Origin of the sequence: Saccharicrinis sp. 156, assembly GCF_050589685.1 — a bacterium.
Classification (GTDB): domain Bacteria; phylum Bacteroidota; class Bacteroidia; order Bacteroidales; family Marinilabiliaceae; genus Saccharicrinis.
The window spans coordinates 1-14,627 of sequence record NZ_JBNGOS010000017.1 but is presented as its reverse complement, the minus strand read 5'-3'; the positions used below and the strand labels follow the sequence as shown (position 1 = coordinate 14,627).

The window sequence follows — 14,627 nt, the reverse complement described above, 5'->3', positions numbered from 1 at the left end:
GGTATATTGCGGTAGAAAATTATCGGATAGTAATCATGAAACGAACCGTAAGCAATAATATATAATTTTTGATTAGGTGAGTTCGAATTTAATTCGAAGATGATTGACGGGCGAGCTTCCGGCCAGGGCCTGGTTGACCTACCTAAAACTAGTTCGGGAAAGGTGGTTGCGCAGCATTTTGTAAGGCTATTTGACAAATGAAAGTAAAATTTATACAGTATATGAAAAACACAAACTTATCAATTATCGCAGTTTTGGCTATTCTTGTGCTTAATGCATGTAGTCAGGGAAGTTCAAATATGAAACAAGATGATATTGGAAAAAAGGTTGAAGCCCTTCTAACTAAAATGACCATTGAAGAAAAGGTGGGGCAGATGGTGCAGTACAGTGGGTTTTACGATGCTACCGGCCCGGCACCAACCGGAGGTAATGCAGAAAAGAAATATGAGCACCTTAAAAAGGGAATGGTGGGCTCATTTCTTAACGTCAGGGGAGTTGAGCAAGTAAAAGCATTACAAAAAATAGCTGTTGAGGAAACTCGCCTGGGAATCCCGTTGATTTTTGGTTTGGATGTCATACATGGTCATAAAACACTAGCGCCTATTCCATTGGGTGAAGCTGCCAGTTGGGACCTGGAAGCCATAGAAAAGTCGGCTCGTGTAGCAGCGATCGAGGCTTCGGCTATCGGAATAAACTGGACCTTTGCCCCAATGGTCGATATTTACCGCGATGCCCGTTGGGGACGCGTGATGGAAGGTGCAGGAGAAGATCCTTACCTGGGAGCCAAGGTTGGTGTGGCACGTATAAAAGGATTTCAAGGTGATGACTTGTCGGCCAATAACACGCTGGCAGCCTGTGCCAAGCACTTTGCCGCATACGGCTTTGTGGAAGCAGGAAAAGAATATAACACGGTAGATATCGGGACCTCAACCTTATACAATATTGTTTTTCCACCCTTTAAGGCAGCGGTTGAAGCGGATGTTAAAACAGTGATGAACGCATTTAATATTGTAAACGGTGTGCCTGCTACAGGTAACAAGTTTTTGCAACGTGATATTTTAAAAGAAAAATGGGGTTTTAAAGGTTATGTGATTTCCGACTGGGCCAGTGGTTTCGAGATGGTCAACCATGGCTTTGCTGCCGATTTAAAGGAAGCTGCCATGCATGCCGCCAACGCGGGTTCCGATATGGATATGGAATCCTATGCTTATGTAGATTATCTTGTGGAGTTGGTTGAAGAAGGTAAGGTTGACGAATCGGTTGTGGATGAAGCAGCCAGCAGAATACTAAGGGTAAAATATGAATTAGGCCTGTTTGATGATCCGTATAAATACTGCGACGAAGACAGAGAAAAAGAATTGTTGTATCACGAAGATCACCAGGCGGCAGCATTGGATATGGCTCGCAAGTCCATCGTATTATTAAAGAACGAGAATAATTTACTGCCGTTGGCTAAAAACCAGAAGAAAATTGCCGTGATTGGTGCCCTGGCAGATGACAAAACAAGTCCATTGGGAAGTTGGCGTATCGGTTCCGATGACGGCACCGCAGTGTCGGTGTTGGAAGGACTGAAAAAGCACACCTCCAATTTCAAATATGCCAAAGGAGCCGATGTGGTTACTGGTGATGTAAATTTTGTGATGGAGCTGAATATAAATAAAAGCGATAAAAGCGGATTCAAAGAGGCAGTGCGACTGGCTAAAAATTCCCAGGTAGTCATAATGGTATTGGGAGAGCATGGTTTTCATTCCGGTGAAGCACGTAGTCGCACCAATATCAACTTGCCCGGTGTGCAACAAGAGCTGTTGGAAGAGGTTTACAAGGCGAACAAAAACGTTGTTTTGGTATTGACGAACGGACGTCCGCTGGCGTTGCCATGGGCTGCTGAATATGTTCCTGCCATTGTGGAAGCATGGCAACTGGGGTCGCAAGCCGGAAATGCTATTGCCGATGTGTTGTTTGGCGAGTACAATCCTTCGGGTAAATTACCCATGTCGTTCCCTCGTAGTGTAGGCCAATGCCCTATTTATTACAATCACTTTAACACAGGTCGCCCTGTAAACAGAGAAAAGAACGTGTTTTGGTCACATTATTCTGATGAGAAAAACAGCCCTCTTTTTCCCTTCGGTTTTGGACTGAGTTATTCCGAGTTTGAATACAGCGATCTGTATATTGACAGCTCCGACCCTAAAAACGTGAAAGTATCTGTAAAAGTTGCCAATACAAGCGATGTGGAAGGCGAAGAAGTGGTTCAGTTATACATTCGCGACAGGGCTGCGGCAGTGGTGCGTCCGGTTAAAGAACTAAAAGGATTTGAGAAGATCAGCCTCAAAGCCAATGGATTTAAAACCATTAACTTTACCTTAACAGAAGATGAACTTGGGTTTTACAATGGGCACGGAGAATTTATGGTTGAGCCTGGTATGTTCGACGTGATGGTGGGTACCAGCTCGCAAGAAGGCTTAACAGGAAGTTTTGAACTGAAATAAAAAAATAAAATACTAAAAACTATTTAAAGAGGGTGTCCAAAAATGATATTTCTAAAAATTGAAACTTACAATTTATAAGTAAACTTCTCATTTTACCGCTCCAACCTCCCCTAAAGTGGGAGGCTTAAAGTCCCCTTCAGGGGATTTAGGGGTACAAAAGAGGAACAAACTTTCAAATTGTAAGATTTCTATAACTCCTTTTTTGTTTTTGGACACCCTCTTTTTTTTGCTTCAACCTGTCTTGTTTTGATGATGTGAATATAGCGTGGCACTCCACTGGAGTTATATAAAATCAGTTCAACCCGAAATATGCATTAAAAATTCTATTACACATTGAAATTACTTTTAACCCGAAATATGCATTAAAAATTCTATTACACATTGAAATTACTTTTAACCCGCAATATGCATTAGAAAATCTATTACACATTGAAATTGTTTCAAAACAAGACACTCCGCTGCTTCACTTCAACTCTCCATAACGATGCTCCCGAAAGTAATCGAGACAAGTTATGCCTCGTTTCAGTAAAGCCTTGTTTTATTGTACTTGCCATGCTCATGACGAACCTCCAATACATAATCCGGGTTAAATAAAAAGATCATAGCGTTATATCATTATTTCGTAAGATAATGGAATTCAAAAAAGCGATACAAATAATCAGGTACATCTAATTCCATGAGATTCTTTCTGTATTTAAACGGCAAAGAATAATGAAAATCATCAAAAATAAATGCATATTAATTTTTAAATGAGAATATTCTCATTACCTTTATCGGAGCAAAGCAATTGAATTACGACAAGAATTTTTTATTTAAACATGTAAATTAATTAGTTATGCCACGATTTGACAAAACAGGACCTGAAGGTAAAGGTTCGCAGACAGGTAGAGGAATGGGTAAATGTAATCCATCAGAACAAAGTAAGCACAACTCCTCGGATTCCGAAAAAACATCAGGAGGAAGAGGAGCCGGTAGAAGAAGAGGTTTCGGAAGAGGCCTGGGAAGAGCTTTGGGATTTGGCAAGGGGAATTCCTGATTCACTGGAAATAAGTAACCTAAAGAATCGCAATTCCTAATGTGCGATTCTTTTTATCTGGTATCAATTATTGTAGAGTTTTGCCTTCAGATATCCCAAAGTTTCTAATTAAAGTAATGATGAAAGGATACATTCAGGTATATACGGGGAACGGAAAGGGTAAAACCACAGCTGCTTTGGGTTTGGCCGTTAGAGCTATTGGAGCTGGTAAAAAGGTGTTTTTTGCGCAGTTTATCAAAGGGAGCGTTTATTCCGAAATGAATATCGTACAAAAAATGTTGCCTGCCATTACGCTTAAGCAGTATGGTTTGTGTTGTTTTATTGAAAAGGATCCTACTGAAAAAGATATTGAAGCAGCAAGACATGGTTTGGCCCAAGTTGCAGAAATTATTAAGTCAGGCAAATATGATTTGGTAGTTCTCGACGAGGCTAACATGGCCATGTATTTCAATTTATTTTCAATAGACGAACTATTGTCCATCGTTCAAAACAAGCCTGAACATTTAGAAATTGTGATTACCGGCCGCAAAGCCCCTCAGGAACTTATTGAGCTTGCAGATTTAGTCACCGAAATGAAAGAAGTAAAACATTATTATCAAAAAGGTATTGAGGCTCGAGAAGGAATTGAGTATTAATATATTTATCGCTTTGGAAGAAAAAACGGAAAAAACTTGTGGCCAACAATTTATAGAATTAAAAAAGGAGACGAGGATAAGCGTTAAGAAATTATCCAATTAATAAACCTATTGTTTTATGCATAAAAAAATTATTGTTATCGGTGGGTCTGCAGCGGGTCCCAAGGCAGCTGCAAAAGCGCGCAGGATGGACGAATTTGCAGAGATAACCCTGTTTCAGAAAGGGGAAGATTTATCTATGGCTTCCTGTGGTTATCCTTATTTTGTGGGCGGTTTTTTCGACGATCGAAACAAGTTGCTTTGCACTCCTACAGGAGTGGTTCGTGATCCAACCTTCTATTGGAATGCCAAAGGAATTTCCGCCAAGGTTAATACGGAGGTAACCAAAATAGATAGTGAAAACAAAAAGGTGGAGTATGTGAATGTTAACACTGGAGCGAAAGGCACTCAGGAATATGACAAACTGATTATTGCTACAGGAGCTACAGCCAATATGCCACCCATTCCAGGTACCAAACTGGAAGGGATTACCACCCTGCAATCGATGCAAGATGCAGATTATCTCCGAAAAATAAGAGATGAGGGAAAAGTTAAAAAAGCCGTTGTAATAGGTGGTGGATTGATTGGTATTGAAACGTTGGAGGCTTTGAACCTTGCCGGAATTGAACTCACCATGATTGAACTGTTGCCTCAGCTGCTGACTTTTCTGGATTGGAAGATGGCCAAGTTGGTTGAAAATTATTTGCAACAGAAAGCCAATGTAATAACCAAAAATGGGGTGTCAGAATTTCTGGGCAACAATGGTAAGCTGACCGGAGTAAAACTTCAGAATGGCACCGAAATCCCTTGTGAACTGGCCGTGGTTGCTATTGGTGTGAAACCTAACGTAGGGCTGGCCAGGGAGGCCGGGATCCAAATTGGGGAGCTGGGCGGTATTGTCGTCGACAAGTATATGCAAACGTCTCATGAGGATATTTATGCAGTGGGCGATTGCTGCGAGATTAAAAATATTATTACAGGTAAAAATGTTTTAGCTCCCTATGGAGACCTTGCCAACCTTGAAGGCCGTGTAGCTGGCGAAAATGTAATTGCCGGCAACACGGTCACTTTTCCGGGGACCATCCAAACAGGGATCTGTAAACTGTTCGATTATGGAATTGGTATCACCGGATTGTCGGAAGCCAAGGCCATAGAGGCCGGGTTCGATTATGTCAAAATCATTAATGCCAGTCCGGATAAGCCCGGGTTTATGGATGGAAAATTATTGGTGACTAAACTGCTGGCCGAAAAGGAGACAGGGAAGATATTGGGTGCCCAATGTTTGGGGCCCGGTGATGTGAGTAAGCAATTGTCAATTTGGGCCACGGCTATTATTGGTAAGCTCACGGTTGAAGATATGGTGAATGCCGATTTCCCATATGCGCCCCCATTCTCATTGGCTATAGACCACAGTATTGCCTCCGCACATATCATGCAAAATAAAATGAAAGGTGTTTTTCAAGGTATATCGGCAATAGACTTGAAGGATAAGTTAGAAGCTGGTGACGATATGTATATTCTGGATGTGCGAGGGTCAGACGAATATGAACAAACCCGATTGGGAATTGGTGAAACACTGATTCCACTGGGTGTATTGCGAAAGCGCCTAAACGAACTCCCTGAAGACAAAGAAAAAGAAATAATTACTTATTGTAAAATTTCACTGCGTGGGTACGAGGCTGCTGTAATGCTGAAAGCGCATGGGTATATCAACGTAAAAGTGATGGAAGGTGGGGTAATGGCATGGCCATTTACCAAAGAGAAATAGTCATATGAAGTATAAATTTTAAAAAAGGGTCGACTCATTAAATTATTTTATTTTAAGTCAACCTTTTTTAAGGAAAAACACTAATTCTTAGCTAACTTAAGTTTCTTGACCTTGATACTTATTGTCGAACTTGATTTTTGAGAAGGTGGGCCTTGCATCGATGAGCTGCCATCGCCCGCACTGCCACCCGGGCCTCCGCCCATGCCGCCTCTTGGACCACCACCCATTCCGCCTCCTGGGCCTCCGCCAATAGCTCCGCTGATTCCACCAGGGCCTCTACCCATTCCGGATTGAGATGACGAACTAGCTGAACTTCTTCCCGAGGTAACTGAAATGTACATCTTCTTCGCATGATAATCCATACCCAGCTGTTCAAAAGGAATCGACAGTTTATAAAACAATTCTCCCTGTCTGTTAAAATGTATATCGCCAGAAATATGATCTGGATTGACTACAGCCATAAGCTCTTCTGAGTTTCCGTACGTTAATTTGATATCACGGATTGAGTTCATGAGTTTTTCTTTTTCGGCATCACTAAAATCTTTTTCCATTGGCGGTCCGCCCATGTTGCCTCTATATCTGCTATCTGACTGTTCTTCGTTTTGTCTGCCCGGCTGCGCTGCAAATTGAACATTGCTTAGCGCCATGCGCTCTTCCATATTTAAGGGGTAATCAATTTGTACTTTCTTTTTACCTTTTACTTTGGTTTTAAAATTTACTTTTACCCCTTCCATTAAAATGAGCTTCGGTACATTATTATTGCTCGATTTCAAATGCACATATAAATTTTTCTTGTCGTTGGTAAATAAATAAAAAACATCATTTTTTTTGTCGTATAAATATTTATACGAAGGAATTTGATCATCCTGTTGGAACTCTTTGGAATGCCATTTGCTTGTATTCTCCATGCTTTGCCCAAACACTGTTGTAATAAAAAGTATGGCAAAAAGCGTTAAACCCGTAATATGCATTAGAAAATCTATTACACATTGAAATTGTTTCAGAACAAGACACTCCGCTGCTTCACTTCAACTCACCAGAACGATGCTCCCGAAAGTAATCGGGACAAGTTATGCCTCGTTTCAGTAAAGCCTTGTTTTATTGCACTTTCAATGTTCACGACGAAGTTCTAATGCATAATCCGGGTTAAAATTGATTTATTGTACATGTATTTTTGAAATTGCAGTTAATGCTTTTAAATGTCAATAGTATACATGTGTAATTAGATTTGGGAATTTATTATATGAACTGGCATATTTAATATGCCAAAGGCGGGTGATTATCTGATAGCCTGGATAAATAAACAGGTTGAATATGTTGTGGTGTGTTGGTAATGTTTAGATTTTCTTAATCGAATTGGCCTTTGTATAAAGTTTAATGACAATTTTTGGATTATCATTACACTTCTTCATTAGCCTTAAAATGGCAATTATTGCGATAAACGAAAGCAGTAATAAAGCGTACTTCGATAATGCTGAGTTATAATAACGAACTGACATGTTTTAATGCCAGTTCAATGTGTTATTCCTGTTACCCTGCCGGTTGGGATTTTAAATGCATATTGCGGATTTAACTACGCCCACTTTCGTTCTTCACCTAGGTTTAAATTAAAATCATTTGATTTACTAACACGCATGGATTCCCCCTGGGCAAAAGCGTTTGTTTTTTCATTCAGTTCCAGTATTGCGCTGTTCATCTCGTCCACCGCACCGCTCACCTTTAAGAATAATTCCGAAGCCTCGCCGAATTTATCTGTAGATGAAGTAAGTCTGTTTTCAGTAACCTCGAAATATTGTTTGATCTCGTTAGCGTTATCTTTAATCTTAGTGGTTTCGCTGGTGGTATTTTCCGCCAGCTTTTTAACTTCCCCGGCAACTGCCGCAAAGCCTTTGCCAGCTTGTCCGGCCCTTGCAGCCTCAATGGAGGCGTTAAGCGCCAGCAGGTTGGTTTGAGTAGATACAGAGTGAATCGTTTTCGCAATTTCATCAAACTTGTCCACCAACTTGGCTTGTTGGGCAAAAGCCTCTTCAAGTTCAGAGAATTCATTTTTAAGATGGCTGAATATTTCGAGCATGTTATTGATAGATTTGAACTTATCGTCCAATTGGATAATTGTTTCCGATACGGAAGTAGAAATATCCAATATCACAGAACTCTTATAATAGTGACAGTTTTCTTTGTTGTTAAGACCATTGTGAATAGCAGTTGCCATATCCTGGCAGCTACCATATCCGCAAGACGAACAGTCGTAAATATCGGCATCTGAATGTTTACGCATGGTTTTAAAGATTTCCCGCTTTTGGTTTTCGCTAGGGACAACGATACTGTTATTGGCGCTGCGGTCGATATAGGTGCGATTGTATAATCCTTCTTTCCAATAACTATCAATGTTTTTTGTCAATCGTTTTTTCCCTTTCCGGCTATCATATTCGGCAACCATTTCTTTTTTTCGGTTATCTACCAGGTGCTCTATTTCGTCCAAGGTTTTATCATGCGTTAGGGTTCCTGTCCCGCCATTACAACCCCGTTCACAGTTCAAACAGTCGATCAACAAAGGAGCAATGCCTTTTTTGATATCTGCACTTAGGGTATTTAAATACGGATAAATCAAATCCTGTCCCTCAATTTTCCTGGTTTTTTCTACAATCTCAGGAACCTCACGTTCTGCGGTTCTCAGCAATCCACCGGGCGAAGAGAACAATACCGCCCGCTCTGCCGGCGGGTTGTCAAAATCGGTGGATGGGTATGTTTTTAAGTTAATTTCTTTCTCGTTCAGATATTTATCCAACGATTTAAAGGTGACATTAAGAATAGCTAACCCGGAATCGGCAAACTCCCTGGCTTTGGCCAAACACGGCGATACAACCAATATTTTATGATTGCGGTATTCGCGATAGAACGCCTTGATCATTTTAATGGTATGCAACATGGGGCTGTCCGCAGGCGAAAGGTGAGGAATAAGTTCTGGTTTGTAAAGCTCTATGTACGATACAATCGCAGGACAAGGTTGAGCGATAACCGTTTGGGGCCCCTGTTTTATATATTCCAGATAGGATTTAACCGTTAGTTCGGCTCCAAAACTCACGTCGAAAATAGCTTTTACACCTATGCTTTTTAACCAACCGTTAAGTTCTTTGTAAGTATCCGGAAAGCTCGCTGCAATGGCCGGAGCTACTATAGCCACAAACTTATCGCCACGAGACAGATTATCCCTGAACTGTCCGAAATCATCTTTTGGTTTGCGCGCATCATGGGTACATGCATCAATACACTTACCACATGCAATGCACAGGTCCCCGTTTATCGACATATGATCACCCATATCGATATTGCAAAATTTAACCGGACATGCCGTTATGCACGCATGGCAGTTTACACAATTTCCTTCTTCTACGTAAACAACTTCTCTCAATGATAAGCTCTCTGTGTGCATGGCGGTTGTTTTTGGTCCGGATCTATCTCTTCTTTTAGATCCTGACCGTGAATATTATACAAACTACATATACAGAGAATCCACCATTAGGTTACATTTGCATTGACAAGAAGTTTGATTTTGTGGGTAAATGCACAAATATAAGATAAGTAAGCTGTTAAATAAGAAAGTGCTCATCTACAAACTTTTGGAAAGTTTCTTTGTATTGGTCGCTTACAGGTATACGCACGTCGTTATCAAAAATAATTCGCATGCGTTCAATTGTGGTTATCTTTTTTAAGTTGACAATATAGGATCGGTGAACACGCATAAAACTATCGGTCGGTAACTTTTCTATCAGTTTTTTAAAGCTGAGGAGCGTGATAACCGGTTTTTGATCAGTAAGGTGGATGCGCAAATATTCCCGCATCCCTTCAATATAAGTAATGTTTTTAAGTTCAAGTCTTATAATTTTATATTCCGATTTAATAAAGAGGTAATCATTGTTGCCTTCTATTTCCTCAGGGGCTCCTTTCTCTTGTGCCATGCGTTTTTTAGCTTTGTTTACGGCTGACATAAATCCATCGTAACCAATAGGTTTTAATATGTAATCAATGGCATCTACTTTAAATCCTTCCACGGCATATTCGCTGTAGGCGGTGGTAAAAATAATTCCAACATCCTGACTTAACGATTTGGCAAAATCCATCCCTGTTAGCTCCGGCATGTTAATGTCCACAAACATCAGATCAACCTCTTTTGTGTCCAGTATCTCATAGGCATCAGCAGCATTGTTTAGAGAAGCCACCAATTCCAGGTTTGGCGTTCGTTCGATATAACTCGAAATCTGCTTTAAGGCGAGAGGCTCATCATCAATAGCAACACATTTAATCGTCATAAATAGGGAGTTTTATAGTACTTGTATATGTATTTTCATTATCATTAATATCCCAAATGTAATTATCACCGTAATATAAGTCAAGTCTTTTACGCGTGTTCTCAAGTCCGATACCACTGCTTTTGGGTTTCGATAAAGAAGTGTTCGTTTTTTTGCAATTTTTACACATTACCACGAGCCATTTATCCTCGATACTAACATTTAAGTGGATATAACATTTCTTTTGGGTGGCCGCACCATGTTTAAAGGCATTTTCTAAAATAGTCATAAAAACAAATGGCGGAATGGAAACGGGCGGTATCTTATCAGGAATGTTGAGTTGCACATCCAACTCTTCGGTATACCGCATTTGCATAAGTTTCGCATAGCTTTTGATAAAATCTATTTCTTTTGCCAATGAAGTTTTTTTGTCCTCTTTTTCATATAAAAGATAACGTAACATATGAGAAAGTTTCACAATAGAGCTTTGTGCATCTTTGGGCTCTATTTCAACCAAAGCATGGATGTTGTTGAGCGTATTCATTAAAAAATGGGGACTTATCTGGTGCTTTAAAAAAGCCAGTTCAGCCTGAAGTTTCTCCTCGCTTATTTGATGCCGCAAACGCTCTTCTTTTATTAACCTGCCGCCCTGTTTTATGGCTGTATTAAACCCTATAACTAAAATAGAAAGCAGAATATTGTTCAAATATCGGATAAATTGTCCCCTGGCCTGTGGCTCCATTCCCGGGCGAAGTTGTTCAAGGTTGGTGCTTCTTGGGGGTCTGTTTAATGGTGAAACGCCATTCCTGGGAAGTGGAATATTGGTATCCGTTACCGATATAGCCTTATTTGTCGACAATAATTCATGAATAAAAACGGTAACTTTCGGATGGCTTATTCCGACTATCAATACAGCAGTTATTCCAAAATACCAGAAATATTTTTTCTTAAATAAGAATTTGGAAGCCAGCCACATATTATTAGCCAGAAACATAAGAAGAAATGGTGCAATGGTAATTGTATCGAGAAGCACCTTATTCCATTGTATTTCATTATTTTTCTGCGATAGAAAAATGATAACAAATAAAACAAGCAACCATAAAGTGGTATAGATTGTATTTTCGATTAGTTTATGTCGTTTGTTACTTTGCATAGGTACTTATGTTTTGCTTTGTGGCTGGGGCATTGCCATGTATGTTCGTAAAGCTAATTATAGTTTAATAAATTGAAATTGATGCGTCGTACTATTTTTAGTTGAACCACGAAATATGCAAATTTTACAAATTTAATACAGCTTTTGTCTTTGAATTGGCGCAAAAGCCATTCATTACTAGCCAACCTAAAGTTGATGCTATATATTTTTTTGAACGCTTCGAAATAACCTGTGTTATCATAACGCCAATTTTTTTGGCCTCATTACAATTTTACCAAGAAATTAAGAATAACGAAATAATAATCAACAAACCGGGCCTTTTTATCTATGAAAAGGTAGTTGAGGAATATATGTAATGTTATAACAAATTCGTATTTTGGAAAAGATAAACATACCGCCAATAAATAGGAATAGGAGCGGTCTGCAAGACCCAGCGATTATTCCAGGTTGAACTACAACCCGGCTTTAATACCTGCCAGGTATTTTAATCGGGTTTTTTGCGTTTTTTAAAGCTTTTGAATACGCGACACCACGTTTGTTTTTGCTTATAAACCATCTTTTGGTCGTTAATTTTAACGATAACGCGTGCTTTTAGTCTGAAAAGGTTACCTTATTGGGCACTACGATGCTAAACCTCAAGAAAATGAAGTTTTTTAAAGAGCTTTGCTTTGTTACAACAATTTTAGACTTGAGTGCTTTCACTAAATTTTGGACAGGTGAGCGATACCCGGTAGGAAGTATACAAAAGATATTTGAAAAAGCGAAGCAAAAACCGGTATACAAAGAAGAGTGACCACACATAGCTTACGGCATTCGTTTGCTTCGCATTTAATAGAAAACGGGGTGGATATAAAGATTATTCAGGAACTAATGGGACATCACTCTTTAAAAACGACAGAAATATATTCTCATGTTGTTATGAAAAAGCTTGAAAATATAAAAAGCCCTATCGATAATTTAGATAAATAAAATGATTCTGTTTATATTTGGTTATGTAAAAAACCTATTATGATTACAATATTCACAAGCAGGTCGGTAAAATTTAGGTCATATGGTTTTTAGTAGCTTTAAAGGATTAAGTAAACGTATTTAAACGATTAAGTAAACGTTTTTACACGATTAAGAAAACGTATTTAAACGATTAAAATAACTGATTATATATGCGGTATAGAAACCATAATCGAAATAATAAAGTCATTACGGTCTCTATATCCAAGTTGTGCCCCATTTACGAGGCGCTTAACTTTTAATATTTAAATAAAAACCATGATGTAAAATGACCTTAAACGAAGCCAAACACCTTGATTCAATTGTTCAATTTTTATATTCTAATTATTTAAAAAGTGATGCTATCATGATTGACTGGCATATAGTTTTAAATAGTTTGAATATAGATGTAAAACTTGCTGACTACTATTTAAACATTCTCAAGACTAAAGATTTTATTAATGAACAAGGTCTTGAAGATGCTCCCTCTTTAATTCAACTAAATGATAATGGAGTAGCCTTTGCTTCATCACATCAATCATTTAAAAAGTTTAGCATCAGTTTGACTAGAGACTTAGTATTGTTAATTGAAAAACTATTTGAAACCATTCAACAAGACGGTAGTTTTTATATGACAAAAGAGAATGCTCCTACGATGCATAAAGCCATAAATGAATCTGTTGCAAGGAAGTGGGTCAAAAAAACAGGAAATAAATACATATTTACTCCTTTAGGAATTGAAGTTTATGAGTTTGGTTCAATTGAATCTTATTTATTAGAACAAAAGAATAAACCAAAACAGACTTTGAATCAAACCATAAATACTCAGAATGCAGTTGTAGGAGACGTTTATGGCAATGTCAGTCAGTCATCGGACAATTTCTCAAATAACCGAAATATAGAAACAATCAGTAACAAGACTGAAAACAATAAAAGTAAAAAATCTGTGGTTGAATGGATTGCCATAATTTTAGGAATTATTGTGAGTATAATCATGATTTATAAATTTTTTATTGAATAGTAGCTATCTTTAAATAGAAACTCTATAGAAAAAACGGGGCACAACAATCTGGAATAAAGCATACGGATTTAGTGATAATTTGGATGTTGAGTAGGGTTTTTGAGCACCGCCAAATCTTAGATTTGGCATTAAAATAAAAAGATAATAACAAATATAAGCTTTGGCTCTGTGGTGTTTTGGTAGGTTTGATTCATGAAATCTCCGCACGCTTCATCCAGTGAACGTTGGGCTTCATTATAAACAACACTGCATAAATAAATAACATGAAGAGATTACTATGGAAATTGATTCTACCTTTGACTGTAATATCAATGATGATGTTTACGAAATGGTGGTATGCATTAGTAGTGGACGGACCTGATGAAATATTTACTGGATTCCCTTTTGCTTTTGTTTGTAGTGGTTGGCACACATCTCTGTCATTGCAGATATTTGTGCTTGAATTTGTAGGAAACTTGCTAACTTATTTTCTGATAATATTCCTTCTAGTTTACGCAATAGACCGACTGATTATTAAAATCAATGTTCCTAAACTTGTAAGCATTCCATTGATAGTTTTATCAAGCCTTATCGTTATTCCAAGCGGATTGGTTGCCTTAAATCCAGACAACATATATTACCTAAAACGAGATTTTGATATGGAAATAAAGGAAACGGGATTTAAATTTGTTTGGCAAAAACAGGAAAGACCTGATTTTTATAAATATCATCCTGAATTTAAAATTGAAACACAGACTCCCAAAACCGTATTAAGAAGTGATTGGATAATTAAAGCTGATTCAATTGATAGAGAAACACTAGTTGACCATGGTCAATTTCTGATTGATAAGTATAGAGTCTATCGCAAATTTGATTTCTCTGACGGTTTAATGATTTTAGAACTTGAAGATGCAGATAGAGAAACTTTTATAACATATGGAAATTCAATTTATGCTAGAGACAATAAGCATATTTTTGATTCAAGACATGGAATAATAGAACAAGCAAATTTGGAGACATTCCATGTAGTCCATGTAGAAATGGAGGATGGAATAATGAAATTTGGGAAGGACAAGTTTAACTATTATTTCTGGGATGAGATTGTAACAGATACTATTGGATTTGGGTTAAAGACAAGAGAAATAACGAAAGCCCAACAAATAGAATATAATTAATCACGATGCACCGAAGAAAGTCCCAACTGTGGGTTCGGGTGATTAAATATATTCGT

12 protein-coding genes are annotated in these 14,627 nt (G+C 38.3%); 8 read left to right on the top strand and 4 right to left on the bottom strand.

Translation table 11 applies throughout. From position 1 onward, the window contains the following. The first annotated feature begins 221 nt into the window (after positions 1-221). From bglX to ACRD64_RS12120, 4 genes are all read left to right on the top strand, one after another. The gene (gene bglX, locus ACRD64_RS12135) at positions 222-2,489 is read left to right on the top strand and encodes a beta-glucosidase BglX (protein ID WP_430933631.1); all 2,268 of its coding nucleotides are present in this window, start codon (positions 222-224) and stop codon (positions 2,487-2,489) included. An 835-nt stretch (positions 2,490-3,324) separates the two neighbouring features. After that, entirely contained in the window at positions 3,325-3,525 is a 201-nt protein-coding gene (locus ACRD64_RS12130) for a DUF5320 domain-containing protein (RefSeq protein ID WP_430933630.1), read from the top strand. A 116-nt stretch (positions 3,526-3,641) separates the two neighbouring features. Continuing rightward, positions 3,642-4,160, top strand: coding sequence for a cob(I)yrinic acid a,c-diamide adenosyltransferase (gene cobO, locus ACRD64_RS12125; RefSeq protein ID WP_430933629.1), 519 nt, complete (start codon positions 3,642-3,644; stop codon positions 4,158-4,160). A gap of 118 nt (positions 4,161-4,278) precedes the next feature. Further along, a complete protein-coding gene (locus tag ACRD64_RS12120; RefSeq protein ID WP_430933628.1) occupies positions 4,279-5,967 on the top strand; it encodes an FAD-dependent oxidoreductase in 1,689 nt (562 codons plus the stop codon). 80 nt (positions 5,968-6,047) lie between these two features. On the opposite strand, the gene ACRD64_RS12115 is transcribed toward ACRD64_RS12120, so the two are convergent. The 4 genes from ACRD64_RS12115 to ACRD64_RS12100 form a co-directional block, all read right to left on the bottom strand. Further along, positions 6,048-6,938, bottom strand: a complete 891-nt coding sequence (locus ACRD64_RS12115) for a hypothetical protein (protein ID WP_430933627.1) — start codon at positions 6,936-6,938, stop codon at positions 6,048-6,050. A gap of 602 nt (positions 6,939-7,540) precedes the next feature. Then, positions 7,541-9,400, bottom strand: coding sequence for a [Fe-Fe] hydrogenase large subunit C-terminal domain-containing protein (locus tag ACRD64_RS12110; RefSeq protein ID WP_430933626.1), 1,860 nt, complete (start codon positions 9,398-9,400; stop codon positions 7,541-7,543). 157 nt (positions 9,401-9,557) lie between these two features. Next, on the bottom strand, positions 9,558-10,277 hold the full coding sequence (locus tag ACRD64_RS12105; protein WP_430933625.1) for a LytR/AlgR family response regulator transcription factor: 720 nt from the start codon (positions 10,275-10,277) through the stop codon (positions 9,558-9,560). Beyond that, a complete protein-coding gene (locus ACRD64_RS12100; protein ID WP_430933624.1) occupies positions 10,267-11,409 on the bottom strand; it encodes a sensor histidine kinase in 1,143 nt (380 codons plus the stop codon). Before ACRD64_RS12100 ends, ACRD64_RS12105 begins: the two co-directional genes overlap by 11 nt. A 643-nt stretch (positions 11,410-12,052) precedes the next feature. On the opposite strand from ACRD64_RS12100, the gene ACRD64_RS12095 reads away from it, so the two are divergent. The 4 genes from ACRD64_RS12095 to ACRD64_RS12080 all read left to right on the top strand — a co-directional run bounded on the left by ACRD64_RS12095 (position 12,053) and on the right by ACRD64_RS12080 (position 14,571). Next, positions 12,053-12,202 carry a hypothetical protein gene (locus tag ACRD64_RS12095; protein WP_430933623.1) on the top strand — a complete coding sequence of 50 codons (150 nt, stop codon included), beginning with the start codon at positions 12,053-12,055 and terminating at the stop codon, positions 12,200-12,202. Then, the gene (locus ACRD64_RS12090; protein WP_430933622.1) at positions 12,199-12,378 is read left to right on the top strand and encodes a tyrosine-type recombinase/integrase; all 180 of its coding nucleotides are present in this window, start codon (positions 12,199-12,201) and stop codon (positions 12,376-12,378) included. Before ACRD64_RS12095 ends, ACRD64_RS12090 begins: the two co-directional genes overlap by 4 nt. 307 nt (positions 12,379-12,685) lie before the next feature. Beyond that, entirely contained in the window at positions 12,686-13,417 is a 732-nt protein-coding gene (locus tag ACRD64_RS12085; protein ID WP_430933621.1) for a hypothetical protein, read from the top strand. 263 nt (positions 13,418-13,680) lie between these two features. Beyond that, a complete protein-coding gene (locus tag ACRD64_RS12080) occupies positions 13,681-14,571 on the top strand; it encodes a hypothetical protein (protein WP_430933620.1) in 891 nt (296 codons plus the stop codon). The last annotated feature ends 56 nt before the right edge of the window (positions 14,572-14,627 follow it).